This is a genomic window from Thermosynechococcus sp., assembly GCF_046299655.1.
Taxonomy (GTDB): Bacteria; Cyanobacteriota; Cyanobacteriia; order Thermosynechococcales; family Thermosynechococcaceae; genus Thermosynechococcus.
In genome coordinates, this window is the sequence record NZ_JBKBHZ010000007.1 from 94447 (window position 1) to 120728 (window position 26282).

Consider the following 26282-nt stretch of genomic DNA (forward strand, 5'->3'; position numbering starts at 1 on the left):
AATGGATCAAGGGGGCGATCGCCCCCAAACAAGCGGACTCAGTTCCGAGTGTTTAGAATGTGGTTGCCCCTTCTTTGTCATCCGTGTCGTCTAGGGCACTGTAGTCAATGGTGGGTCGTGCCGGCGCACGGCGAGGGCTGGCATCCACCATCAAGTCCACCTCGGGGTCAGGTTTCGTTTCGCCATCATCATCAAAGCTGGGAATACTGGCCTTGCGCACGGAAATATCCAAGCACAGGGATTGCAGCTCCCGCATCAGCACCTTGAAGGACTCTGGCGTGCCCGGTCGGGGAATGGATTGCCCCTTCACAATGGCATTGAGGGCTTCATTGCGTCCTTGCATGTCATCGGACTTGACCGTCAGCAACTCTTGGAGAGTATAGGCGGCACCATAGGCCTCCAGTGCCCACACCTCCATCTCGCCAAAGCGCTGACCACCTTGTTGGGCTTTACCACCGAGGGGCTGTTGGGTCACCAAGGAGTAAGGACCCGTAGAGCGGGCGTGGATCTTATCGTCCACCAAGTGTACCAGCTTCAGCATATAGGCCATCCCCACCGTCACGGGGCGGTCAAAGGGTTCACCGGTGCGGCCATCATAGACGACCATTTTGCCCGGATTCTCAGGATTAAAGACCCAATCTTTCCCCGTGACTTCCTTGGCCTCTTGCAGCTTGGCATGGACGGTTTCGCGGGATTTTTCCTTGCCGTGCATTTCATCAAAAGGCGTAATTTTGAAGCGACGACCCAAGCATTCTCCCGCCCAGCCCAGCAAACACTCATAGACTTGTCCCACATTCATCCGGGAGGGCACCCCCAAAGGATTGAGCACAATATCCACGGGGCGACCATCGGGCAGGAAGGGCATATCTTCCACAGGGAGAATGCGGGAAATAATCCCCTTGTTGCCGTGGCGGCCAGCCATTTTATCCCCTACTTGGATTTTGCGCTTCTGCGCCACATAGACGCGCACTACCATATTGGCGCCGGGAGGTAGCTCATCCCCCTGCTCACGGGTAAAGACGCGTACATCCACCACGCGACCTTTTTCACCGTTGGGCACCCGCAGGGAGTTATCCCGCACATCCCGCGCTTTTTCGCCAAAGATGGCCCGCAGCAGTTTTTCTTCGGGGGGCTGATCCGATTCCCCTTTGGGGGTGACTTTCCCGACAAGAATATCGCCCGCCTCGACAAAGGCACCGATGCGGATAATGCCGTTTTCATCCAGTTGCCGCAGGGCATCTTCCGAGACGTTGGGCACTTCGCGGGTAATTTCCTCAGGCCCTAGTTTGGTCTGCCGCGCTTCGATTTCGTACTTCTCGATGTGGATGGAGGTATAGACATCCTCTTGCACTAGCCGTTCACTAATCAGGATGGCGTCTTCGTAGTTATAGCCTTCCCACGGCATGTAGGCCACAAGGATGTTTTGGCCAAGGGCGAGTTCCCCCCCCTCGGTGGCAGAGCCATCGGCAATCACTTGCCCCGCTTGGACGCGATCGCCGACAAAGACAATGGGGCGTTGATTCAAGCAGGTATCTTGGTTGGAACGCTGGTATTTTTGCAGGGTGTAGGTAATCTCAGGGCCATGATCGGTTTTGACGCGAATTTGATTGGCATCCACATAGGTGACGACGCCATTGGTTTGACTGAGAATCACCATCCCAGAGTCCCGTGCTGCTTGCGCTTCTAGGCCGGTGCCCACTAAGGGACGTTGTGGGCGCAACAATGGTACTGCTTGCCGCTGCATGTTTGATCCCATGAGGGCACGGTTGGCGTCGTCGTGTTCTAGGAAGGGAATTAGCGATGTAGCCACAGAGATAATCTGCACCGGCGAAACCGCCACGTAGTCCACCTGATCGGGGGTGGTGGTGGTGAAATCTTGGCGATAGCGCACAGGTACGACATCCCCCAAGATGTAGCCGTTTTCATCGGTGGGTACATCTCCGGGCGCCACCCGCTTGTCATCCTCTTCGTCGGCGGTCATGTAAATGGGGGGCTGATCCTTGAGGACGCGGCCATCTTTCACTGGATAGAAAGGCGTCTCAATAAAGCCATATTCATTGACGCGGGCATGGGTCGCCAAAGAACCAATCAACCCAGCGTTGGGGCCTTCAGGGGTTTCAATGGGGCAAATGCGACCATAGTGGCTAGGGTGAATATCCCGCACCGCAAAACCCGCCCGTTCACGGGTGAGACCACCGGGGCCAAGGGCACTCAAGCGCCGTTTGTGAGTCAGTTCCGCGAGGGGGTTAGTTTGATCCATAAATTGGGAAAGCTGGCTAGAGCCAAAGAATTCCTTAATGGCCGCCACCAAGGGCTTGGGATTGACTAGCGAAGTGGGGGTCAAAGAATCCGTATCGGACACCGTCATCCGCTCGCGGATAATGCGCTCTAGCCGATTGAGGCCAACGCGCACTTGGTTTTGCAGCAATTCACCCACCGAGCGAACGCGGCGGTTGCCCAAGTGGTCAATGTCATCCACCGTTCCCAGATCAAACTCTAGGTTAATCAGATAATCAATGGCCGCCAGAATATCCTCTGGGGTGAGGATGCGCACAGTATCAGGAATATTCAATTGCAGCTTGCGGTTGAGCTTGTAGCGCCCCACGCGGCCAAGGTCATAACGTTTGGGATCAAAAAAGCGCGACTCCAGAAGCTGTTGTCCCCCTGAAACCGTGGGTGGCTCCCCTGGCCGCAGTTTTTTGTACAGTTCAATGAGAGCCTCTTCCTCGGAGAATTTGCCCTCTTTTTCAACTGTTTTCTGGTAGTACTCCGGGTGGCGCAGCCGCTCGAGAATCTCGCTATCGGTTAACCCCAAGGCCTTAAGGAAAACATGTGCTGAAAGCTTACGGGTTTTGTCAATGCGTACCCACAGCAGATCGTTTTTATCGGTTTCAAATTTCAGCCAAGCGCCGCGGTTGGGAATCAGGCTGGCATTGTAGGTACGGCGACCATTTTTGTCGGTTTCTGATTTGTAGTAAACGCCAGGACTGCGGACAATCTGGTTGACGATGACGCGCTCGGCACCATTGATAATAAATGTGCCGCGATCAGTCATCAGGGGCAGATCGCCGATGAACACGTCTTGATCAATGATATTGCCGTTTTCTTTGTTAATGAGGCGAGTCGGGACATACATCTGCATCGAATAGGTCGCATCCCGCCGCTTGGCCTCATCAACGCTATACTTCGGCTCCTTGAGTCTGTAATCTTTGGCCAAAAAGTGCAACTCAATCTTGCCGGTATAATCAGTGATGGGGGAAAAACTCTCTAGCTCTTCAATGAGGCCTTCCTCAAGAAACCATCGGAAGCTGGCCCGCTGAATCTCCACAAGGTCTGGCAAGGTAAAAGCGGGTGGCGTGTAAATCTGATTACTAGCCATGTATATCCTCTAGAGGGTATCGCTAAAACGCGGATCTTGCATCTTAAGCAAGGAGGCATGGCTTTGTCAAGCACGCCAAAAGCTCCGCTTACGACAAACACTGCCGCCGGAGATCTCTGGCACGATGAAGCTGTTGGAAACGGGAAGAGTTGACAAGTGCCACTGCTGCGCTTGCAAGCCGCTACCTATGACCATAGCACAGAACTGTTGTTTGGGCGATCGCGCCCTAAATCCTGTTTGCTGTGTTTCCAGCAGGGGGTAAATACCCATCTCTGAGAGCAGGCCCGCGTAGCCATAATTTGATGGGGGGACATTGGGCAGACGGGTGCTCAAAGACCGGGTGATTCAGGCAATCGCCCCTTTGCCAAAATTGGCACTTTCCCCTGCAGCGCCACAGGCATCATCGGCGAGTTTCTGCCCCTACCCTCAGTTAGGCAGAAATGGCAACAGTAGTTTCCGACAGACGCCCATCTTCCATGTGAATAATGCGATCGGCAATATCGAGAATGCGGTTATCGTGGGTCACAATTAAAATCGTACAGCCCTGCTCACGGGCAAGGGTACGCATAATTTCCACCACATCGCGACCGGATTTTTTATCAAGGGCAGCAGTGGGTTCATCAGCAAGGACAATTTTAGGGTGTCCCACGAGAGCGCGGGCGATCGCCACCCGCTGCTTTTGCCCCCCCGACAGTTCATGGGGATAGTAGTCAAGGCGCTCTCCAAGGCCAACGGCACAGAGCATTGCTTCTACCCGTTCTCGAACCTCCTTTTGACTCAGATGGGGCTGCAAGTCCAAAGCCATCTGGACATTTTGGCGAGCCGTTAACGAATGGAGCAGATTGTGTGCTTGAAAGATATAGCCTATTTGACGGCGAATTTGAATCTGCTGCTCTTTAGTGGCGTTGCGTAGCTCCTGGCCGAGAACCCGCAGACTGCCCTCCTGCGCCGATCGCAAGGCACCAATCAGGGTTAACAGCGTGGTTTTTCCAGACCCCGAAGGCCCGGTCATGATCACAATTTCACCTGCCTCGATGCGAGTGCAGAGATCAAAGAGAATCTGCTTGCGTAGTTGCCCTTGACCAAAGTAGTGATTGAGGCCTTGAATGTGAATCACTGGCTCCATAGGACTATCCTAGAAAATATCGGCAGGATCAGCCGCTTGGATCCGTCGCATGGCGATCGCCCCCGAAAGCGTACACATCAGCACCGTGAGGGTAAAGACCAAACTGGCTCGCTCCACCGTCATCCAAACCGGCAGCGAGGTGGCATTGGCAATGAGGAGATACAGTAGAAACGAAACAATGAACCCGGGAATATACCCCATACAGGAAAGAATCAGGGACTCCTGCATCACCAGACCGTAGAAAAACACATCCCGATAGCCCATCGCTTTAAGGGTGGCGTACTCCGCTAGGTGATCTGTGACATCGGTGTAGAGAATTTGATAGACAATCACAGAACCAACGATAAACCCCATCAGAGCACCGAGGGAGAAAATAAAGCCAATGGAGGTGCTTTTTTCCCAGTAGCTGCGCTCAAACTCGGCAAACTCCTCACGGGTCATTACTAGGACATCATTGCCTAGGGCCGCATTCATCCGCCGAGCCAAGGCCTTGGTATTCACCCCCGGCTGCACCCGCACTAAACCCACATCAATCAGTCCGGGATTACGTTCGGGGAAAAGGCGCAAGAAGTTCAAATCGCTGGTGAGCAAATTACCATCGGCACCAAAGTTGGCGCCCATGCGAAATAGACCGGCCACAGTAATCTTGCGGCCAGAGACTTCGGTGGTGATCTCTTCTCCTTGGCGGTATAGCTCGGGAATCGGGCCAAACTCAGCGCGGGATTGGGCATCAAAAAGGACATGATCCGCTAGTTTAATCGCCTCCTGCCAGTGGGGAGTATCGGATACGGCAATGGACACTGCCATCGGATCTACGCCAATCACCATGAGTTGGCGGGTTCTCTTGTTAATGGGATTGCGCCACAGACCAAAATTGAGGTAGAGAGGAGAAACAGATGCCACCCCTTCAAAGCCGGCCGCTTGGTAGAGTCGCCGCCGCGGGAAGCTGCGCATGGCAATCAGTGCCGTGGATTGGGGACTAATGAGGACAATATCGGTGTTTAAGCTCTCATGAAAGCGCACTGCTGCCTTAAAGAGGGCATCGCGAAAGCCAAACTGCATCAGCATCAGCACGACAGCAAAGGCAATGCCCGCGATCGCCACTAGGAGGCGAATCCGCTCCCGAATCAGTTGCAGCCAAGCCAAGGGAATCGCAAAAATCATCACTGCACCTCAACGCGGATCAATGGCAACCTCCACCTGCATATTGGTCAAGCCCGCCACTGGCTCACTGTTATCTAAGCGAATTTTGACTTCCACCACCCGCGCATCGGTTTTGGCGGCTGGATCTGTATCGGTCACGTCATTCTTGGCCACCACCAGCCCCACTTGAGCAACACGGCCCGTCAGCGGCGCACTGAGGGCACTACTGCGAATTTCAGCGGGCTGACCCACCCGAACGCGCAGCACATCGGTCTCATAGACCTCAGCAACGGCATACATTTGGTCGGTATTGCCGAGTTCAAGAATTCCCCGTTCATTGATGGTCTCCCCTGCTTTAGTGTGAATCCGCAGCACACGACCATTGCGGGGGGCGCGAATAATGGTGCGCTCAAGGCGGGCTTCTGCCAGTCGCAAATTCTGCTCTGCTGAAAGCAATTGTACTTGGGTTTGCACTCGTCCCAGATTTGCTTGGGCGGCGTCCAGTTGTGCATTTGCTGTAGCCAGTTCTGTGCGGCGCTCTTCCTGTAAGCGAACAAGGTTGGCTTGGGCGTTGCGCAATTCTTCCTGTAAACTACGGACGCGGACACTGCGATCGTCGACATCCTGTTGGGATACTGCTCCATCAGCAAAGAGTTGGGCAAAGCGCTGATACTCCCGATTAGCAGTCTCTAGTTCTGCTTGGATGCGCTGAATTGTGGCCTGTTGAGCTTGAATAGCCGCAATGGCGGGTTCATTGGCGCGATCGCGCCGGCGCTCTGCTTCACTAATTTGAGCAAGGGCTAGGCGAGTTTCGGCGTCATAGCGCAGGCGGGCTTCCTGTAATTGACTGGCAGCCAAGTCGCGCTCGGCTTTGCGCTCCGGGTAGGTGTCCAGATAGGCGAGGGGCTGACCAGCAACCACGCGATCGCCCTCACGCACCAGCAACTGACCCAATCGCTCCGTCATTGAAGGGGCACTAACCGCCACCACTTCCCCTTCGGGTTCGAGTCGGCCAAGGGCAGTAATGCGATCGCTCACTGGATTGGCTAAAGCAGCTTGAATCGCTCGCTCCTCATTGGCGCGTTGTTGTTGCTGCCAGTGGTTGAGACTCAATACAAAGCTTCCCACACCGATGGCGATCGCCCCCCCAATTAGCCATGGACGACCAATTTTGCTGAAAAACGGCTGTCCCATGGGACGACCTCATGAATGAATGTGGCGTAATCAAAAGTCACAGGAATTCCTTGCTCTTAATATTAATATAGAGTTCCTAAAGTTGTTAAGGAATGCTAAGCACGTTGATCGAATCGCCGACCGCAGGATTGCCAGAGGGCTTGCCGTTCTGCGGGCAAAATCTCTCGCCATTCACCGGGAGTTAGGTCACCCAATTGCAAGTTGGCGATCGCCACCCGTACCAAGCGCAATGTGGGAAAGCCTACCGCAGCCGTCATGCGCCGCACTTGGCGATTCCGACCTTCCCGCAGGGTCAAGCTCAACCATTTGGTGGGGATATGACGGCGGTAACGAATTGGGGGATTCCGCGGTGGTAAGGACGGCTCTGGATTGAGAATCTCAGCAATTGCCGGCCGCGTGCGGTAGCCTTGAATGACTACCCCCTCTGTCAGCTGTTGCAGGGCTGCTGGCGTGGGTTCCCCTTCCACCTGTACCCAGTAGGTACGTGGATGGCCATAGCGAGGATCCGTCAAGCAATGCTGCAACCAGCCATCATTGGTGAGAAGAACCAGCCCCTCACTGTCGTAGTCTAGACGCCCGGCAGGATAGACATCGGGGATAGGGACGTAATCTTTAAGGGTGGATCGTCCCTCTTGATCTTGAAACTGACACAGCACCCGGTAGGGCTTGTACAGCAGAATGTAGCGATGTTTCATGGTTAGGAAAAGTCTAGCCGCGACGCCGTTTTACCTCAGTTTATGACCTAGTAAAACTAGGGGGGAATGCTAACCGCAGACTTAGAAGTTTCTGGCTCAAAGGCCAGTTTACTGCCGCCCACGGTGTTGATTCCCAAATGTTTTGCAATTGTAGATCACAAAACAATGTCGGCAGTCACCAACGTCGCAGCCAAACTAAAGTTACTATAGCACATCCACTCTGGGGGCTGGCTTTAGATATCGAGGTTTTCTAAGGCTAGTTTGGGACCGTAGGTCTCGATAAATTCGCGGCGCGGCGCCACGCGATCGCCCATCAGAATCGTGAAAATGCGATCGGCCTCAGCAGCATCTTCAATTTCCACCCGTTTGAGAATGCGGGTTTCTGGGTTCATCGTCGTTTCCCACAGCTGCTCCGGCATCATTTCCCCCAACCCCTTAAAGCGTTGGATCGTGTAGTTGGCATTTTCTGGGAAGGTGGCAATCTGCTGCTGCAGCTCGCGATCGCTATAACAATAAAAGTGCTGTCGCCCGCGTTCAACTTTATACAGGGGTGGGCAGGCAATATAGACAAAGCCTTGGTTAATTAATTCCTGCTGATAGCGATAGAAAAAGGTCAGCAGCAACGTGCGAATGTGGGAACCATCCACGTCCGCGTCTGTCATGAGAATGACCTTGTGATAGCGCAGCTTGGCAGGGTCAAACTCCTCCCCCTTCACGCCTAAACCAAGGGCAGTAATTAAGGACTGCACCTCGTTATTCTTGTAGATTTTGGCATCATCGGTTTTTTCAATGTTGAGAATCTTGCCCCGCAGCGGCAAAATCGCCTGGAAGCGGCGATCGCGCCCTTGTTTGGCACTCCCCCCCGCAGAATCGCCTTCGACAATGAAAATTTCCGAGACCGCCGGATCCCGTGAACTGCAATCCGCCAATTTTCCGGGCAGCGTTGAAGACTCCAACACCGACTTGCGCCGTACCATTTCCCGTGCCCTGCGGGCTGCCTCGGCGGCATTAAAGGCTTGGATGGCTTTTTCGAGAATGGCATCGAGCACTTGAGGATGGAAGTCCAAGTACTCGGTCAGGGCTTCGCCCACAATGGCATCCACAATGCCACGCACCTCTGTGTTGCCCAGTTTTGTCTTTGTTTGCCCTTCAAATTCGGGGTTGGGCACCTTGACGGAAATGACGGCTGTCAGGCCTTCACGAATGTTTTCCCCCGCAAGGTTGGCATCGTTTTCCTTCAGTTTGTTGCGCTTGCGGCCAAGGGCATTCAGCGTCCGTGTCAGCACCGCCTTTAGCCCCTCCATGTGGGTTCCGCCATCAATGGTGCGGATATTATTGGCAAAGCCGAGGAGGTTTTCACTGTAGGCATCGGCACACCACTGCAGGGCAGCTTCCACCTGCACATCGTTTTTTTCCCCTTGAATGTAGATGATCTCGGGGTGAAGGGGTTCCTTTTCCTGCACCATGTAGCGGACGTATTCACGGATGCCACCCGCGTAGCAGTAGGTTTCACTCAGGGGGGGGGTAACGCGCAAGTCCTTAAACTCAATGCGGATGCCAGCATTGAGATAGGCCAGTTCCCGCAGCCGGATCATCAGCACCTTGGCGTCAAATTCAATCGTTTCGGTGAAAATCTGGCGATCGGGAAAGAAGGTCACTGAGGTACCCCGCCGGTTTTCCGGGTCGGGTGTTTTTTCCAGCGGTGTGACAGGCACCCCCCGTTCATAGCGCTGATGATGGATAAAACCGTTGCGCCACACCGTCACTTCTAACCATTCTGAGAGGGCGTTGACCACAGAGACACCAACGCCGTGCAACCCCCCTGAGACTTTGTAGCCGCCATCGCCAAATTTGCCCCCTGCATGGAGCACCGTCATCACCGTTTCAACCCCAGAAACCCCCGTATCGGGGTGAATATCCGTGGGAATACCGCGCCCATTGTCAGTGACAGTGACGGAGCCGTCGCCATTGATCTGGACTAAAATGGTGGAGCAGTATCCCGCTAAAGCTTCATCAACGGAGTTGTCCACGACTTCATAAACCAAGTGGTGAAGCCCCTTAGGACCAGTGCTGCCGATGTACATCCCCGGTCGTGTCCGCACGGGTTCAAGGCCTTTGAGCACCCGCAACTGGGCAGAGGAATACTCGGCGGTCATGGCAACTCCCTAACTGCAATAAAATCGAGGCAAATGCGTTTTCGCTTGCCTAAATGTCAAATCTGACCTAAATTTTAGCACATAAGGGTTACAGGCGATTCTAGGAAATTTTCAGGCTGTATTTGAGTGGGGGATGCAGGGCTAATTGTTATTGGGGGAGCAACGGCTACCGGCAAAACGGCGCTGGCGATCGCCCTTGCCCAGCAGTTGAATAGCGTGATTTTGAGTGCCGACTCTCGCCAAGTCTATCGCGGCTTTGATATTGGCACCGCCAAGCCTACCCCAGTCCAGCAACAGCAGGTGCCTCACCACCTCATTGATATCTGCGACCCCCACGATACCCTGACGCTTGCCGTTTACCAAGCCAAAGCCCAAGCCCTAATTGCCCACTACCACGCTCAGGGAATCACCCCCCTCTTGGTGGGGGGAACAGGATTGTACATCCGCAGCATTACCCAGGGGCTGACGATGCCCCAAGTCCCACCGCAACCAGAGCTACGAGCACAGTTGATGGCCTTGGGTCAGCAGGAATGCTATCAATGGCTGCAGCAGGTGGATCCTCTGGCGGCGCAACGCATCCATGCCCACGATCAAGTGCGTACCCTGCGCGCCCTAGAGGTCTATTACGTAACAGGGGTACCCCTCAGCCAGCAGCAGCGGCGCGAACCGCCTCCCTACCCGATTTGGTACTTTGCCCTAGCGGGGGGCGATCGCCAACAGCAGCGGGCACGGATTGAAGAGCGCACCCACCAGATGTTGGCCATGGGATGGCTCGATGAAATTCAGCAACTGCAAGCGCAATACGGGGATGAACTGCCCCTTTTAGACACGCTGGGCTATCGGGAAATGCGCCAATATCTGCGCGGAGAAGTCACACTCGCGGAGGCCATTGCCCTCACCGTGCAGCACACCCAACAATTTGCCAAACGCCAGCGGACGTGGTTTCGGGCAGAAGCGGGGATTCATTGGCTGCAAGCCACCACCCTAGAGGAGCAACTGGCCGAGATTCAAGCACAACTAGGAATATAGCCCAGCACCACCTCAACAAAGCGGCGGATCAACTGATTGGCATAGGGGGTGGGACGAGCGGTTTGCTTGAGTTTTTCCAGCTTGGCAGTGCCCAACTGATAGCGATCGCAATAACGGCTAATGCGGGCAATCAGGTCGCGATCGTCCACCTCAGGATGAAACTGAAAGCCATAGAAAGGCTTGCTCTTCAAGCGAAAGGCATGGTAGGGACACAACTCACTGTAGGCCAGTAAGGTTGCTCCTGCTGGCAGGGTCAAGGCGCGCTCCTGATGTCCGGAAATAGCCAAAAAGGGATTGGGGAAGCCGGCAAACAAGGGATCCGCAACGCCCGCTGGGGTGAGATACAAAGGGTAGGTGCCCATTTCCATGGTCTCGCGATCCACAATCACTTGACCGCCTAGGGCCTGCACTGCCAATTGAAAACCAAAGCAGGAGGCCAACACCGGTATCTCCTGCTCAATACAGGCCAAAATTAAGTCCATTGCGGGCGGTACAAAGCGATAAATTTCTGGCTTGAGTACGGTGGCATCACTGGAACCGCCAATAAAAAGGGCATCAAAGCCTTGAATACAGTCGGGGCTAAAGTCAGCACACTCAAAGCCATTGAGCACTGTAAATTGCTCGGCGGCCAAGCCGCTCAGGCGGATAAATTCCGCCAATTCCTCCTGTTGGGTAGTGCGATCGCCCCGCGCCTGAAGCAGTAGGATCCGTAGAGACTGCACAGTTTTCTAGCGTTTAGAAATCTCAATGGGCTGGGGGGTCGGTGGACGTTGGGTATCCACAAAACTATGCACAAGGGACGTTTCAAAGAGTCCCACAATTTGCTTAAGCGTCGGTTGCATCCGCGTTTTGCCCGTCATACCATAGGCCACAGCCAGACCACAGGCGCCCTCAAGTTCATTGACTTCTTTGATCCAGTTGAGGAGCAGCGGACCACTTTCGGGGTCAAAGGTATCCAAAAGCCATAGATGATTGGCGTTGGTTTGGGCAAGGAGCATGACGATTTGCTCAGGGCCTGAGAGGGGAAAGACCGTCAGATGGTGAATGCCGCCCTCCTCAGCAATTTTGGCGGCGAGCGCCTCCGCTGCGGCTTTTTTGGTTTGAATTGTCAACACGGGATAGCCCTCAAACGCCTCGGGAATCTCCCCCCGTTGATGGTAAGAGACGGCTGCTTGTAATTCCTGTAGCTCTTTAGGCGGAAACAACTTAAAGAGGATATAGGTATCCCTAGGAATTGCTTCTGTATCAATGGGAATCTGGTGCTGTGATTCGCCCTCCTCAAGGTCACCATTGATTTCTGCCATCATCTCTGGCACGGTTGCCACTTGCACCTGATAATGAAGGGCAGAATGGCGGGGTGAAGGAATCTTGAACCTCAGGTCGAGTTCAGGGCACTCCTCGTGGTCAAACTGTTTCTTGGTCTTTTTCCAGAACTTGATCAGAGCCTCGATCGCCACATAGACCATTTCCGCTTCTTCAGGGGCATAGAAGGGGCGCATTCCCTCCAAAGGATGGATGACACCCGGTTCAATGCTGTAAAGCTGCCCCTTGAGGACAAAAGACGGATTGCGGCCTAAATCTTCTTCATCAACCTGAGCAAAATTCAAGAAGAGACAATCGTTGCGCAGAACCGTTTCTTCTAGGTGTTCATCATCGTCTTCATCAATGTAAGGATACTCTTGATCAATCTGCTGCCAAAAGTTGCGCAGCGCCTCTTCGCCGCGGTAGAGCATGAGACCAAAGGCACCATCCTCGCTCTGAGGGTTCACCAGTACCGCAAAGAGGGTGGGGGAGTCCCAAGCGTCGCAGTGGAGTTTAAGGGGGGTAAGACTGTCTAGGCGCCGCCAGATGTCTAGTTGGCCGAATTCCCTAATTTTCTGTTTGTACACGGAAATATATTCAGGGGGGAGCACCTCGATATCTTCGTCATCGCTGGTTACTTCCGCCGCAATGAATTCAAAAAATTCATCCAGCAGGGGAATGTGGGCTTGATACTCCACCTGAATATCGAGGGGAGCAACCACCCCGCGCAGAAAAAATTGCAACTCGCGGTCATCAACAATAATGGTGTAGGGACGGCAGGGCTGAGCTTGGGGATGGCGCGGATATTCGATCGCCTGCACCAACAGCCGCGTCAGGTGTTCTGGGGTGGGTGGAAACTGACCGACCTCCATGCTGCGTACCCCCTGATCCTTGGGATCGAGCCAAGCAGCACAAAAGACCTCGTCGTTCTTGCTGTCGAGACTGCGGCCGCCACCGACCCAAATAGCGGCAACTTGCGGTACATTCAACAGACGACGGATGGTCGCAGCGGGTAGGCTCACAGAGCGATCGCTCCCAATCTGATAGTTTCTCTACTCTACCAAACGACGCAAATGGGTCGCACTAAGTATTTATTGGGGTTTGATCCAGGGCGGGACAAGTGTGGTTTAGCCCTTGCCCTTGGTCAAGAAGTGGTGCGTTATGAAGTGGTGACCAGCAATCGCGCGATCGCCCGTGTCAAAGAATGGCATCAAGCCTACCCATTTGAACAGGTGATTATGGGCAATCAAACCACCTCCCGCCAGTGGCAGCAGCAACTGCAAGCGGCTTTGGCTGTAGAAATTATTCCCGTGGATGAACGCAATAGCACCCTAGACGCCCGCGATCGCTATTGGCAACTCTTTCCGCCCCAAGGTTGGCAGCGGCTAATTCCCAAGGGGTTGCGGGTGCCCCCCCGCCCCATTGATGACATTGTCGCCATTGTCCTGTTGGAACGCTACTGTGGCTATCCCCTGCTGCTCACTGAGAGGCAATAAACTTTATAATTGTCGGGTTATGGTACAGCACGGCAGCCGTGGAGAAAGGCACCCTCATTGAGTTTCGGGTCAATAACCAGCGTCGCTTGGCGGTGATCGATCGCCCCGAAGGTAAAAAGCATTGGATTGCCATTGATCAGCATTTGCAAGCCCACACGATTCATCCGCGCCAACTGACCTTTACGGTGCCCGAGGAGCGGTTTCGTCCCCAAGAGATTCCCACATTTTGGCAGCAGGTGCAGCTGCTCTTGGATGCCGACAGTTTAGAAGTGGCTTGGGAAATTATCCGCGAGGAAAACCGCGCCATTACACCAGCGGATCTGGCGGAGCTGCTTTTTTCGGAGCGATCGGCGGTGGCCTGCTATGCCGCCTACTATCTGCTGAGCGAGGATCGGTTCTATTTCAAGCTCAAGGGGGAAACCTACGAAGCTCGCCCGGCCAGCCAAGTGGCCGAACTCAAGCACCAAAGCGAGCGGGAAGCCCAACGCTTGGCAGAGGAAGCCACCTTTCGTGAACATTTGACCCAAGCTCTGAAGGGGGAAACTGTGGCGTGGTCCGCCAGCGATCGCAAGCGCCTTGAGCAGTTAGAACGCTATGCTATAGCCATTGAACCCAGTGCCCAACACCAAGCCGCCATTGACCTCCTCAGTGAATTGAAGCGTCCCACCCAGCCCTTGGGCGCTTTCCAACTGTTGGTGGATCTCGGTCTCTGGTCAGAGCACGAAAATCTGTTCCTGCGCCGTAGTCAAATTGACGTTGAATTCTCTGCCAAGGTACTTGCTGTGGCCCACGAACGCCTCACCTCACCCCCCACTGACATTGACGCTCCCCTGCGCCGCGATCTCACCCATCTTAAGGTCTATACCATTGACGACGAAAGTACCCAAGAAATTGACGATGGCCTCAGCCTCGAAATTGTCGGCGATCGCCAGAAACTGTGGATTCACATTGCCGATCCCACCCGCTGGGTGATGGTGGATGATGTCTTGGATCAGGAGGCTCGGCGCCGCGCCACAACGGTCTATTTACCGACGGGGATGATTCCCATGTTTCCCACAGAGTTGGCCACAGGGCCGATGAGCTTAGTGGCAGGGCAAACCTGTTGTGCCCTGAGTTTTGGCATTCTCTTAGCCGACAATGGTGAGGTGCTGGAGTACGAAATTTGCCCCAGTTGGATTCGCCCCACCTATCGCCTTAGCTATGACGATGTGGATATGATTTTGGAGCAGGGAGTAACGGGGGAAGCGGATCTGCTGGCGATCGCCCAATGGGGACAGCGACGCAGTGAGTGGCGACAGCAACGGGGAGCCATTCGCATTAATATCCCTGAACCTAACATTAAAGTGGCTGGCGAAGAGGTGGAAATCTCGCCTCTCCATGACTCCCCCGCCCGCCAACTGGTGGCTGAAATGATGATTCTTGCTGGTGAAGTGGCTGCCCATTTTGGCACCCGTGAGGGCATCCCTCTGCCCTTTCGCAGTCAATCACCGCCGGAACTGCCCCCAGAGGAGGAATTGTTGCAACTGCCCGCTGGAATCGTGCGCGACTGTGCCATTCGTCGCTGTATGCCCCGCAGTGAAATGAGTACCCAGCCCAACCCCCATGCCAGCCTTGGCCTTGATGCCTACTGCCAAGTCACCTCCCCCATTCGTCGCTACACGGATCTGCTGGCACACCGTCAGATTAAAGCCCACCTGCGGGGGGAAACCCCACCTCTGACACCCGAGCAACTGAATGAAATTTTATTGGGGCTGGTGTCTTCAGTTCAGGAGTCCTCCCTTGTGGAGCGGCAGACCAACCGCTATTGGTGCTTGGAGTACCTGCGGCGGCATCGCGAAGAGGTGTGGCGGGGCATTTTACTGCGTTGGCTGCGTCCTGAGGAGGGGCTAGGACTGCTTCTCTTGGAGGATTTAGGGGTGGAGCTGGCGATGCGCTTTCAACGGCAGGCCAAATTAGGAGAGTGTGTACAAGTGCGGGTGAGTCGGGTGGATCCCCGCAGTGATCAAATTTGGCTGGAGGAAGTGCCTGCTGAGATACCAATGCCCGCAGAAACCATTGCATTATCCTGAAGCATGAAAAAGTGGCAGTGTATGCAGGGGTGTGGTGCCTGCTGTTACCTTGAGTTAAGTGATCGCTCCGAGGTGCCCACCATTCTCAATGCCGAGGAATTTGCCCTCTACCAATCCCTCATTGGTGCCGATGGCTGGTGTATTCACTTTGAACCCTTCAGCCGCCGTTGTCGCATCTATGAAAACCGCCCCCGCTTTTGCCGCGTCACCCCAGAGGTCTTTGAGGATTTGTATGGCGTTACTCCTGAGGAACTGGATGAGTTTGCGATTCAGTGCTGCTGTGAGCACATTCGCGATCGCTACGGTGAACGGAGCTTTGAACTGCTGCGCTATGAATATCTGGTGGGGCACAGCGTAGATCCCCCTCCAGAGGATTCCCCACCCTTGGATTGATAAGATGCCCTCTATAATGACAGCAGGAATGGCAACAGGTGTGTTCAGACAGAGCCGATGAGTGAGCAGCGAATGCGGGTGAACTTGGCAGAAGGCTCGGTAAGTTTTTGCTTTCCCTCGGCAGCCGCAGAGGCGCTACGGCAAGAGATTCAAGCCTTAATGGAACGGATGCGGGCGATCGCCAACGCTAAAAACACTGGTACCCCCCTGCCCCCCCAAGCCGCCATGGAATATCAGCATGTGGGCGAAGTCTTTCTCGAAGTGTTTTGTAACCCCAATATCTGGCCGAACCCCTACGCCGCTAAAGTTCTCCTGACGGTGCGCGATGAACGCATTCGCTTAACCACCGAGGCAGAGCTAAATCGTTTAGTGGAAGACCTCAACCAGTTTCTCGAAGGCGCTACCCCCTAGGGGGGCAATATCTGTTAGGTTGAGGATATGGTGAGTCTTCCTAAAGCTGGCCGCTCTGGCCGTTTGCGTCGCCTATTGGCCTACCTGCATCCCCATCAAGCTAAAATCTGGGGGGGCATTGCAGCACTTTTCATTGTCAACCTCCTGGGCACCTATTTGCCCCTGCTAATTGGTACTGCTGTTGATGAATTGCAGGCTAAGTTCGACTTGCAACGGGTGGTGTTTTATGCTCTGCTGCTGATTGGTCTTGCCTCCTTGATGTGGCTGATTCGCATGGCCTCGCGCCTATGGATCTTTGGTGCTGGGCGATTGGTGGAATTTGACCTCAAGCAACGGCTCTTTGAGCACCTGTTGCGGTTAGAACCCAGTTACTTTGCGGAGAATACCCCTGGCGATCTCATTAGCCGTGCCACTAGCGATGTGGATAATATTCGGCGGCTGGTGGGCTTTGCCCTTTTGAGTGCAGCGAACACCGTGTTTGCCTACGGGATGACGCTGCCTGTGATGCTGGCAATTCATCCGGGGTTGAGCTTGGGGGCGATCGCCGTCTATCCAGCGGTTCTGTTTATTGTCCAAACCTTTAGCGATCGCCTGCGGGCAGAGCAACTGGACGTGCAACAAAGCCTCTCGGAACTCAGCGATCTCATTCAGGAGGACATGAGTGGCATTGCCCTGATTAAAATCTATGGCCAAGAAGCCAATGAGCAACGCCAATTTGACCAGTTAAATCAAGACTTACTCCGCAATAACTTGGTACTGGCCAAAACCCGCAACATTCTTTTTCCCCTCTTGGGGGGGATGGTCAGCTTGAGTTTGCTGATTTTGCTCTGGTTTGGCAGCCGCATGATTGCTGCTAATACGATTCAGGTGGGGGATTTTATTGCCCTGTTGCTGTACATTGAGCGGTTGATTTTCCCGACGGCATTATTGGGATTTACGATTACCACCTACCAACGGGGTGAAGTGAGCATTGACCGCATTGAAGCGATTTTGAGTGTCGAACCGCGCATTGCCGATGCCCCCGATGCCCTTGCCCTCCCCCGCGATCGCGTTCAGGGACACCTGCGTTGTCAAGACTTGACCTTTACTTACCCCAATCGCAGCACCCCTGCTCTCAATCGCCTGAGTTTTGAGATTCAAGCGGGGGAAATGGTGGCGATCGTTGGCCCTATTGGCTGTGGCAAATCCACATTAGCCAATGCTCTGCCTCGGCTATTGGAGATTGCCCCCAATCAAATTTTCCTTGACGGTATTGACATTACGCGGCTGCGCCTTGCGGATTTGCGGGGGGCGATCGCTTACGTGCCCCAAGACAGCTTTCTCTTTAGCACCACCATCAAAAACAACATTCGCTACGGCGAACCCGATGCCACGGAGCTAAAGGTGATTGCTGCTGCCAGCCAAGCCCAAATTCACAACGAGATTCTCAACTTTCCCAAGCAGTACGACACCCTTGTGGGCGAGCGGGGGATCACCCTCTCCGGCGGACAGCGACAACGAACGGCCTTAGCCCGTGCCCTACTGGTGGATGCACCAATTCTCGTCCTCGACGATGCCCTAGCCAGTGTGGATAACCAAACGGCAAGCCAAATTCTACAAGCGCTGCGGCAGCAACAGCACACGCGCACAGTGCTTTTTATTTCCCATCAACTGTCGGCGGCAGCAACCTGCGATCGCATTCTGGTTATGGACGAAGGGCGCATTGTTCAAGAGGGTACCCACAGTGAATTAGTAGCCGCCGAGGGGCTATATCAATCCCTTTGGGAACAGTATCAATTGGAAAGCTCCCTCGGCTAGCGGAGTCGCCTCCTAGATCATCCCTCAAATCAAACTCAAATCAAAGGGGTAACTCTTACGGCTACCCCCAGTTGCTATTGTCGATATGACAGTAAGGGCTAGCGGGAACTACTGCCCTGGGGTTTGCGGACTAGGAGATTCGGTGGGTGTTTGGTTATCGGTCGTACCACCGCCACCGCCGCAGGCAGCCAGTGTTGTCGAAAAACCAACTAAAATTAAGCCCAAGGCGGCAAGCTTATAAAGAGATTTCATAGAACTCCTCACGGCAGATAATTAGGTAAGGGTCAAACAGTTCTTTTCTATCAAGTTTGCTGCGGAATTGGCAACTACTAGGCAGCCACCTGCCATAGAGATTCTCCTAAAAAGTGCCGCCAAACCCTAGAAAGCAACTATACCCCCTATGACCACTGAGCGATTACAAAAAGTCCTTGCCCATTGGGGAGTGGCCTCGCGGCGCCATGCGGAAAATCTTATCCGCAGTGGTCAGGTCTTCGTGAATGGTCAGCGGGCGCAATTGGGGGACAAAGTGGATCCAGTGCGCGATCGCATTGAATACAGAGGACAGCTCCTAAATCCCCCCCGCCCTCCCCAACGGCTCTATTTGCTCCTCCATAAACCCAAGGGGGTTCTCTGCACCTGTCACGATCCCCAAGGTCGCCCTACGGTTCTCGATCTATTGCCGCCGAGGTATCAGCGGGTGGCGGGATTGCATCCGGTAGGGCGTTTAGACGCCGACTCGAGTGGGGCGCTGCTGCTTACAAATGATGGAGTTTTCACCTACTATCTCAGTCACCCCCGCCATCACATCCCGAAAACCTACCGCGTCTGGGTGCAGGGACAGCCGCCAGCAAGGGTGCTCCAGCAGTGGCGAGAGGGGGTTCTCTTGGAGGGGAGGATGACGTTACCCGCAGTAGTTAAGCTCCTGCGCAGTGAGCGCGATCGCTCCCTTTTGGAAATCATCCTGCAGGAAGGCCGCAACCGCCAGATTCGCCGTGTGGCTGATCAGCTTGGATATCCGGTTCTTGCCCTACAACGGATCGCGATCGGCCCTGTTCACCTCGGCAATCTCCGTCCCAAAGCAGTTCGTCTCCTCAGCCGCCGTGAATTAGCCGCCCTTTCTTATCCAGCCAACCGTGAAGGCTCCGCCTGAGTACCCGTGACTTTCGGCGGAATATGTTGCACCGGATGATCGGGGCGAGTGGCTTTCCATTTAGCGAGAAATTCCTGTGTGTCTTTGACGGGGGGTAAGGGCAAGGGACTACCATTCCTGCCAGTAAACTGCCAACAATGTAGAGCAGCCGTGCCCCGTATTCAGCATCAAAGCCCAAGCGAGGAATACGAATCCGAAAGCGACTCCTAATCCAATGCACAACCTGATAGGGAACCGTTTCTGTGGTGATAGGGCAGGCGGGTATCTCAGGTTGCGGGGAACGACTTCGGGCAATAGTGGTCATGATGGATTCCTACGAATGGTCGGGCAGAGGAAGCTAACTAAAAGTCTCTGTAATCGTTCTTCCTCAATTGTGGATATAGATGTACACCAAAGTTGAATCAAATTAAAGCAGCCTCAGACAAGAAAGGCAATGCGATACAGGACACTTTATAGCTTAGGTCATCCTTAAGCCATTTCAGTTTTATCGGGCATCTATCGTACAATCTAGCTGCATATTGAGGATAAACAGATGATGGATACAGCGATCGCAGCGATTCGTGCCCGCGAAATTCTCGACTCGCGGGGGCGTCCCACGGTAGAAGCAGAAGTTGAACTAGAGTGCGGCGTTGTCGGGCTGGCTCAAGTCCCCAGTGGTGCCTCAACGGGGAGTTTTGAAGCCCATGAACTGCGAGACGGCGATCCCAAACGCTATGGTGGCAAAGGTGTCCTCACCGCCGTTGAAAATATTGAAACCACGATTCTCAGTGCCCTTGTAGATCTCAACGCCCTTGATCAAACGGCCATTGACCAGCGCCTCCTAGAACTGGATGGCAGTGAGAACAAATCCAACCTCGGTGCCAATGCCATTTTGGCGGTTTCCCTTGCCACGGCTAAAGCCGCAGCCGAATACCTCGGTCAACCCCTCTACCGCTACTTGGGAGGGCCTCTGGCCAATGTACTGCCTGTACCCATGATGAATGTCATTAATGGCGGTGCCCATGCGGCCAACAACATTGACTTTCAAGAATTCATGATCATGCCCATTGGTGCCCCTAGTTTTCGGGAGGGACTGCGCTGGGGAGCAGAAGTATTTGCGGCTTTGCGTAAGGTGCTTGCCGATAAGGGTTTGCTGACAGGAGTGGGGGATGAAGGGGGCTTTGCGCCTAACCTTGATTCCAACCAAGCGGCCTTGGATATTTTGCTTCAGGCCATTGAGACAGCAGGTTACACCCCCGGCACAGATGTTGCCCTCGCCCTCGATGTCGCCGCCAATGAATTTTATGAAGACGGCAAATATGTGTTTGATCATGCCAGCCGCAGCGGCCCTGAGTTAATCCGCTACTACGAGGAACTGGTGAGCAATTATCCCATTGTTTCGATTGAGGATGGATTGCAGGAGGAGGACTGGGACAACTGGGCACTCTTGACCGAAACCCTTGGCGGGCGCATTCAACTGGTGGGGGATGACCTGTTTGTTACCAATCCCAAGCGCTTGCAACGGGGGATTGATAATGGCGTGGCCAATGCTATCTTGATTAAGCTCAATCAGATTGGCTCCTTAACCGAAACCCTGCAAACCATTGATCTAGCCACCCGCAAAGGCTACCGCTCAGTGATTAGCCACCGCTCTGGGGAAACCGAAGACACGACGATTGCGGATCTGGCGGTGGCGACTCGTGCCGGTCAAATTAAAACTGGTTCCCTTTGTCGCAGTGAACGGGTGGCCAAGTATAATCGCCTACTGCGCATTGAAGCAGAACTCGGGGATCAGGCGGTCTATGCGCCTACGGTGGGCTTGGGGCCGCGCTAGGTGAGTCGTGCCCGCAAACGGTTTGGCCAGCACTGGCTGCGCAGCGAATCGGTTTTAGCTCAGATTATCGCAGCGGCTGAACTGCACGCGGGCGATCGCGTCCTAGAAATTGGCCCCGGTCGGGGCGCCCTCACTCGCCCCCTCCTAGCCAGTGGTGCTGAGGTCGTGGCCGTTGAACTGGATCGAGATCTCTGTGGTCAGTTGCAACGGCAGTTTAGGGATGAGCGGTTTCAGTTGATTGCGGGGGATATCCTGCAGCTAGACCTAGCCCCCTTGGGGTGCAACAAGGTGGTGGCCAATATCCCCTACAACATTACGGGACCTCTGCTGGTCCATCTGCTGGGCACAATTTCCCGGCCGCGGCGGCCAGCTTTTGAGCGGTTGATTCTGCTGGTGCAAAAAGAAATTGGCGATCGCCTGATGGCAGCTCCCGGTAGCAAGGCCTATGGTGCCCTTTCTGTGCGGGTACAATTTCTCGCCACCTGTGAAAAGGTGTGTGCGGTGCCTCCCCATGCCTTTCAGCCGCCCCCCCAGGTGGATTCTGTGGTGATTTGTCTGCGACCCTACGCAACGTTGCCCAAGGTGCGATCGCCCCAATGGTTAGAAACGCTCCTTAAACAGGGCTTTGCCACGCGCCGCAAAATGCTTGCCAATGCCCTCAAGTCCCTCGTGGAACCGGATCAAGTGCGCCAAGCCTTGCGTCAGTTGGGGCGAGATGTCAATAGCCGTGCCGAAGCCCTCAGTCTCGAAGACTGGCTCGCCCTCAGTGAGGTGCTACAACAACGCCAGCAAGATCAAGAGGATCCCCAGCCCGCTGCAGGCGGCAGTCCCAAGGGTTGAATAGAGGAGGGCACGCCGGATGTCCTGAGTGAGTCTGTCTTCTGATTTCAGGGAAACAAAGAACTGTTGCCCCTTAGCAGCGGGACGTTCAATGCGCAGCGTGCCTGTTTCATCGCTGGCCATCCCCACCACCAACACCTGCCGATCCACGGGTGTAATCCATTCCTGATAGCGATAACCAATGGTATTCCCACTGCCAAAGGTGAGACTGCCGACATTCACCTGAAAGCTACCAAAGGCAAGGCGGGCAGTGTTATTGGCGGGTCGAAATTCATCGAGGACTTGGATCGTTTCAATGTCAGCCCCACGGGGATCCACTTCAATCTCGCCGTAGCGATCGCGCAGACGGAAGGGAATGGTCTGGCTATTGCTGCTAATGGTGGTGGAGCGACGCTCGGTACGCCAGCGGGTGTGGCCTTCACTATCGGTTTCAGACACATCTTCTTCGTATTCGCGACTAACACGCATGCGGTAGTGGACACAGGGCACTTGCTTCAGCGCGGAGATCAAGGGTTGATCCGCCACAATTTGGCCACAGACCTTCACATATTCCCGCAGGCTGCCACTGCCAATTTCTTGAGCCACCTGCTGTTGGAGATAGTGGAGATCGGCTGTGGTGGATGACGTGGCTAGCTTGAGGCTACGGAGCTTCAGGCGATGGTGGCGCTGCACCAAAAAGAGCGCGATCGCAACAATTAACAAAAAGCCACCCAAAACGCCCATCGGAAGCTCCGCAACAGTAGTGCCTCTATCCCCAGCTTAGCAATGGGCATCGTAGAGGTTATGGAGCGATCGCCCGCCCTGCGGGGTCTTCAAGGACAAAGCCCGCATCGGCAATCATCTGCCAGTCTTGGTGAGGGGCTTGGCCGGGGGTCGTTAGATAATCGCCAACAAAAATGGAGTTAGCTGCATACAGACCAAGGGGTTGGAGCGATCGCAGATGCACTTCGCGGCCACCGGCAATGCGGATCTCTTGACGCGGCAACAGCAGCCGAAAGAGCACAAGAATGCGTAAACAGTGCCGCGGATTCAGGTTGTGCTGTTGGCCAAGGGGGGTTCCCAGAATGGGAATCAAAAAGTTCACCGGTACACTGGTCACCTGCCGCTGCCGTAGCGCGAGGGCAAGATCAATCACATCGTCATCGGATTCCCCCATGCCCAAAATGCCCCCAGAGCAGGTGGGAATGCCAGCGGCTTGGATATTGGCCAATGTCTGCTCGCGATCGCTAAAGGTGTGGGTGGTGCAAATGTTGCCGTGGAAGTTTTCCGACGTATTCAGGTTGTGATTCACCCGATCCACGCCCGCTGCCGCCAGCCGTGCTGTTTGTTCAGCGGTGAGTAAGCCTAGGCAAGCACAGATTTTCAAAGGATAGCGTTCCTTTACTGCCCGAATTGCAGCCAGCACCTGCTCAAAGACCTTTTCACTCGGCGATCGCCCGGAAATCACCATGCAAAACGTACCCGCCTTGAGTTGAGCCGCGCGCTCGGCTGCTGCCAGAATTTTCTCTTGGGAAAGCAGGGGATACTTTTCAATCTCAGCGGTGGAGATTTTCGATTGGGAGCAGTAGTGGCAATCCTCTGGACATAGACCACTTTGGGCATTGAGGAGATAGTGCAGCCGTACCCGATTCCCCCAGTAGTGATAGCGCACGCGGTAGGCCGCCGCCAGCTGATTGAGCAGTTCAGTGTCTGGGGCTTGTAACACTGCCCGCGCTTGATCGCGGCTGAGGCATTCATCGGCAAGGGCTAAATCGGCAAGGCACTGCCAATCAGTCGTCAACACTGTGCTCATGGGTCTTTCTTAGCTACGGAGCGTAACAGCATATTTTTCCACAAGGCTATCGCGAATGCGCTGATGTAATTCATTCACCTCGGCCTCGGTGAGGGTGCGATCGCTGGCGCGGTACCGCAGACGAAAGGCCAAACTGCGCTGCCCGGCAGGAACACCGCTACCTCTGTATTCATCGAAGACTTCAACACTCTCAAGGAGGGAGTTCCGTCCGCCAGCGGCTTTCCAAATGGTGCGGCTGAGTTCGGCCACCGTCAGCTCCACTGGCGCAAAGAAGGCAAGGTCGCGATCGCTGGCAGGATAAGTAGAAAAGGGCTGAAAGGTAATCTGGCGATAGCGTTCAGCAAGGCAAGCAAGGAGAACCTCTAAGTCCAGTTCAAACACGTAAACCGCCGCCGGTAATTCTAAGGTGGCAGCATACTGCGGGTGTAACTGGCCAAAGATGCCAAGGCGTTCCCCATTTAGACACAGCACTGCCGTCCGCCCCGGATGCAACCGTTCGTCTTGGCGATCGCTTTGATATTCCACTTGCAGACCAAACCGCTGCAGGACACTCTCCAAAATGCCCTTGGCTTCATACCAGGTGAGGGGTTGGGCCTGTTGCGAGCGGCGCACCCATTTGCCTTGCCACGGATCACCACCGATGATGCCCCCAAGGCGATCGCTTTCCCACAACCCCTCCTCATCTTGACCAAAGACTCGGCCAATTTCAAAGCCATTGAGGGGCGGATTCCCCTGTTCTTGGTTGTAGCGGAAGGCCTGCACTAGACCCGTAATTAGATCCGTACGCAGCGAAGAAAACTCGGCTACTAGAGGATTCACAACGGTCACTTGGTTCGGCTGGCCACCTTTTACCCAAGAATAGTGCATTAATTCCGTCAGCCCCGCGCCGCGAAAGGCCGCCCGTAACTCCCGCAGCAGGCTCAGCTCAAGGGGCAGTCCCCCTACCTCAGCTTGCGCCGGCAAGGTTTCCTCAAAGCGGTCGTAGCCGTAGAGCCGCGCAATCTCCTCAATGAGATCCACCTCCCGCTCAATATCCCGGAAGCGGTAGGGAGGCACTGTCACCGACCACACCACGAAGTCGTTCTCAAAGGTTTCTTGACGGCTGAGGTGAAAGCCAAGGCGGCTGAGTAGCTCTTCAACGGTCTCTGAATCTAAATAGGGGAGTTCATCGCTCTCCGCCTCATCAGCAACTACGGCTCCCAAAAGCCGATGCACTTGTTCCAGTCGTAGCGTGAGGGTACGTTCGAGGGGCGGACGCTGATCCACTAATGTTGTGTAGGTCACTGTCCCTTGAGCCACCTCAGTCAATAGGGCGATCGCCTCAGCAGTGGCCGCCTCTAGTTCTGCGGGGTTCACCCCCCGCTCATAGCGAGCCGAAGCTTCCGTGCGTAATCCTTGGGCACGAGCCGAGCGCCGAATCACTGGACTGGCAAAGAGCGCCGCCTCCAGGAAGACAGTCTGCGTACCCTCATAAACCTCAGTTTCTTCGCCCCCCATGACCCCCGCAAGGGCAACGGGCACATCCCCAGCGGTAATTAGGAGATTGTCGGCACTCAGCAGCCGCTGCTCACCATCGAGAGTTTTCAGGGTTTCCCCGGCCTTGGCAAAACGCACACCGATGCTGACGGGCGTTTGGGCAGCCACCCGCTGCAAGCGATCCCAATCAAAGGCATGGAGGGGCTGCCCCCACTTCAGCAGGATGTAGTTGGTAATGTCCACCACATTATTGATGGAACGCAAACCCGCCGCTTCTAAACGTTGCTGAAGCCAAGCGGGCGAAGGGGCAATCTGGACATTAGTGATCAGTGTGCCACAGTAGGCGGGACAGGCCTGCGAGTCAGCGATCGCTAGTTGTACAGGCGCCTTAGCACGGGACTTTTTGGGGGCGATCGCCTTTGGGGTGGGGAGCATCAGGGGAGCACCAGTGAGTGCAGCTACTTCACGGGCAATGCCCACCATACTTAGGGCATCCGCACGGTTGGCGGTGGAGGTCAAGTGCAAAATGACATCATCCAAACCGAGAAGGGGACGGACATCTTCCCCCACTGTTACCCCATCAGCAAATGTGTGAATGCCCTCAGATTCCTTGGCTAGCCCCAATTCTGCAAGGGAGCAGATCATGCCCTCAGACTTCACACCCCGCAGTTTTGTCGGTCGAATTTTCAAATCAATTTTTGCCAAATAGGCCCCCGGTAGAGCAACGGGCACGTACAAACCGGCTGCGGCATTGGGGGCGCCACAAACAATGGTGCGGGGTTCCCCTTGACCGACATCCACTTGGCAAACCCGTAATTTTTGGGCGTTGGGATGGGGTTCACAGGCCAAAATATGACCCACCACAACCCCTTGTGCCCATGTGCGCCGATCTTCAATTTCTTCCACTTCAAACCCCGCCATGGTCAGGCGATCGGCTAAAGTGGCAACCTCCAGATCAACCGCCACCAATTCCCGTAGCCAGCGAAGGGAAACCCGCATGGAATCCTCAACAAAACGTCAT

21 protein-coding genes and 1 other RNA gene are annotated in these 26282 nt (G+C 54.7%); 9 read left to right on the forward strand and 13 right to left on the reverse strand.

Going from position 1 to position 26282, the window contains the following annotated elements; genetic code table 11:
* Positions 1-52: 52 nt before the first annotated feature.
* From rpoB to gyrB, 7 genes are all read right to left on the reverse strand, one after another.
* Positions 53-3379: a DNA-directed RNA polymerase subunit beta gene (gene rpoB, locus ACK4HN_RS06620; RefSeq protein ID WP_409869468.1), complete on the reverse strand. Its 3327-nt coding sequence runs from the start codon at positions 3377-3379 to the stop codon at positions 53-55.
* Positions 3380-3809: 430 nt separating this feature from the next.
* Positions 3810-4505 carry a DevA family ABC transporter ATP-binding protein gene (locus ACK4HN_RS06625; protein WP_409869469.1) on the reverse strand — a complete coding sequence of 232 codons (696 nt, stop codon included), beginning with the start codon at positions 4503-4505 and terminating at the stop codon, positions 3810-3812.
* A gap of 9 nt (positions 4506-4514) precedes the next feature.
* A complete protein-coding gene (gene devC / locus ACK4HN_RS06630; RefSeq protein ID WP_409869470.1) occupies positions 4515-5669 on the reverse strand; it encodes an ABC transporter permease DevC in 1155 nt (384 codons plus the stop codon).
* Positions 5670-5678: 9 nt separating this feature from the next.
* Positions 5679-6842 carry an ABC exporter membrane fusion protein gene (locus ACK4HN_RS06635; protein ID WP_409877380.1) on the reverse strand — a complete coding sequence of 388 codons (1164 nt, stop codon included), beginning with the start codon at positions 6840-6842 and terminating at the stop codon, positions 5679-5681.
* Between the two features lie 95 nt (positions 6843-6937).
* Entirely contained in the window at positions 6938-7537 is a 600-nt protein-coding gene (locus ACK4HN_RS06640; protein WP_409869472.1) for a pseudouridine synthase, read from the reverse strand.
* Positions 7538-7547: 10 nt separating this feature from the next.
* A non-coding RNA gene (ssrS, locus tag ACK4HN_RS06645) (6S RNA) lies at positions 7548-7733 on the reverse strand.
* Positions 7734-7770: 37 nt separating this feature from the next.
* Positions 7771-9693: a DNA topoisomerase (ATP-hydrolyzing) subunit B gene (gene gyrB / locus ACK4HN_RS06650; RefSeq protein ID WP_409869473.1), complete on the reverse strand. Its 1923-nt coding sequence runs from the start codon at positions 9691-9693 to the stop codon at positions 7771-7773.
* Positions 9694-9819: 126 nt separating this feature from the next.
* On the opposite strand from gyrB, the gene miaA reads away from it, so the two are divergent.
* On the forward strand, positions 9820-10722 hold the full coding sequence (gene miaA, locus ACK4HN_RS06655) for a tRNA (adenosine(37)-N6)-dimethylallyltransferase MiaA (RefSeq protein WP_409877381.1): 903 nt from the start codon (positions 9820-9822) through the stop codon (positions 10720-10722).
* Here miaA and ACK4HN_RS06660 read toward each other — a convergent pair.
* Both ACK4HN_RS06660 and ACK4HN_RS06665 read right to left on the reverse strand, forming a co-directional pair.
* Positions 10701-11444, reverse strand: a complete 744-nt coding sequence (locus ACK4HN_RS06660; protein WP_409877382.1) for a type 1 glutamine amidotransferase — start codon at positions 11442-11444, stop codon at positions 10701-10703. The genes miaA and ACK4HN_RS06660 overlap by 22 nt on opposite strands.
* Before the next feature lie 6 nt (positions 11445-11450).
* The gene (locus tag ACK4HN_RS06665; protein ID WP_409869476.1) at positions 11451-13046 is read right to left on the reverse strand and encodes a DUF6930 domain-containing protein; all 1596 of its coding nucleotides are present in this window, start codon (positions 13044-13046) and stop codon (positions 11451-11453) included.
* Positions 13047-13097: 51 nt separating this feature from the next.
* On the opposite strand from ACK4HN_RS06665, the gene ACK4HN_RS06670 reads away from it, so the two are divergent.
* The 5 genes from ACK4HN_RS06670 to ACK4HN_RS06690 are packed head-to-tail and all read left to right on the forward strand — an operon-like array spanning position 13098 to position 18190.
* Complete coding sequence (locus ACK4HN_RS06670; protein ID WP_409853092.1) at positions 13098-13520, forward strand: resolvase; 423 nt, start codon at positions 13098-13100, stop codon at positions 13518-13520.
* Between the two features lie 38 nt (positions 13521-13558).
* Positions 13559-15589: a ribonuclease catalytic domain-containing protein gene (locus ACK4HN_RS06675; RefSeq protein ID WP_409877383.1), complete on the forward strand. Its 2031-nt coding sequence runs from the start codon at positions 13559-13561 to the stop codon at positions 15587-15589.
* A 3-nt stretch (positions 15590-15592) separates the two neighbouring features.
* Entirely contained in the window at positions 15593-15982 is a 390-nt protein-coding gene (locus ACK4HN_RS06680) for a YkgJ family cysteine cluster protein (protein ID WP_409869478.1), read from the forward strand.
* Positions 15983-16039: 57 nt separating this feature from the next.
* Complete coding sequence (locus ACK4HN_RS06685; RefSeq protein ID WP_409869479.1) at positions 16040-16393, forward strand: hypothetical protein; 354 nt, start codon at positions 16040-16042, stop codon at positions 16391-16393.
* 27 nt (positions 16394-16420) lie between these two features.
* Positions 16421-18190 (forward strand): ABC transporter ATP-binding protein, encoded by a 1770-nt coding sequence (locus tag ACK4HN_RS06690; protein WP_409877384.1) that lies wholly within the window; start codon positions 16421-16423, stop codon positions 18188-18190.
* Positions 18191-18298: 108 nt separating this feature from the next.
* On the opposite strand, the gene ACK4HN_RS06695 is transcribed toward ACK4HN_RS06690, so the two are convergent.
* On the reverse strand, positions 18299-18442 hold the full coding sequence (locus ACK4HN_RS06695; RefSeq protein ID WP_409869481.1) for a hypothetical protein: 144 nt from the start codon (positions 18440-18442) through the stop codon (positions 18299-18301).
* Positions 18443-18590: 148 nt separating this feature from the next.
* Here ACK4HN_RS06695 and ACK4HN_RS06700 point away from each other — a divergent pair, with 148 nt between their 5' ends.
* The 3 genes from ACK4HN_RS06700 to rsmA all read left to right on the forward strand — a co-directional run bounded on the left by ACK4HN_RS06700 (position 18591) and on the right by rsmA (position 21993).
* Complete coding sequence (locus tag ACK4HN_RS06700) at positions 18591-19340, forward strand: pseudouridine synthase (protein WP_409877385.1); 750 nt, start codon at positions 18591-18593, stop codon at positions 19338-19340.
* Between the two features lie 532 nt (positions 19341-19872).
* A complete protein-coding gene (gene eno / locus ACK4HN_RS06705) occupies positions 19873-21153 on the forward strand; it encodes a phosphopyruvate hydratase (RefSeq protein ID WP_409869483.1) in 1281 nt (426 codons plus the stop codon).
* The gene (rsmA, locus tag ACK4HN_RS06710; protein ID WP_409877387.1) at positions 21154-21993 is read left to right on the forward strand and encodes a 16S rRNA (adenine(1518)-N(6)/adenine(1519)-N(6))-dimethyltransferase RsmA; all 840 of its coding nucleotides are present in this window, start codon (positions 21154-21156) and stop codon (positions 21991-21993) included. It begins immediately after the preceding gene.
* On the opposite strand, the gene ACK4HN_RS06715 is transcribed toward rsmA, so the two are convergent.
* The 3 genes from ACK4HN_RS06715 to pheT are packed head-to-tail and all read right to left on the reverse strand — an operon-like array spanning position 21928 to position 26260.
* Positions 21928-22716, reverse strand: coding sequence for an E3 ubiquitin ligase family protein (locus ACK4HN_RS06715; protein ID WP_409877388.1), 789 nt, complete (start codon positions 22714-22716; stop codon positions 21928-21930). The genes rsmA and ACK4HN_RS06715 overlap by 66 nt on opposite strands.
* Before the next feature lie 58 nt (positions 22717-22774).
* A complete protein-coding gene (gene bioB / locus ACK4HN_RS06720; RefSeq protein WP_409877389.1) occupies positions 22775-23785 on the reverse strand; it encodes a biotin synthase BioB in 1011 nt (336 codons plus the stop codon).
* Positions 23786-23794: 9 nt separating this feature from the next.
* Positions 23795-26260, reverse strand: coding sequence for a phenylalanine--tRNA ligase subunit beta (gene pheT / locus ACK4HN_RS06725; protein WP_409869487.1), 2466 nt, complete (start codon positions 26258-26260; stop codon positions 23795-23797).
* Positions 26261-26282 lie beyond the last annotated feature (22 nt).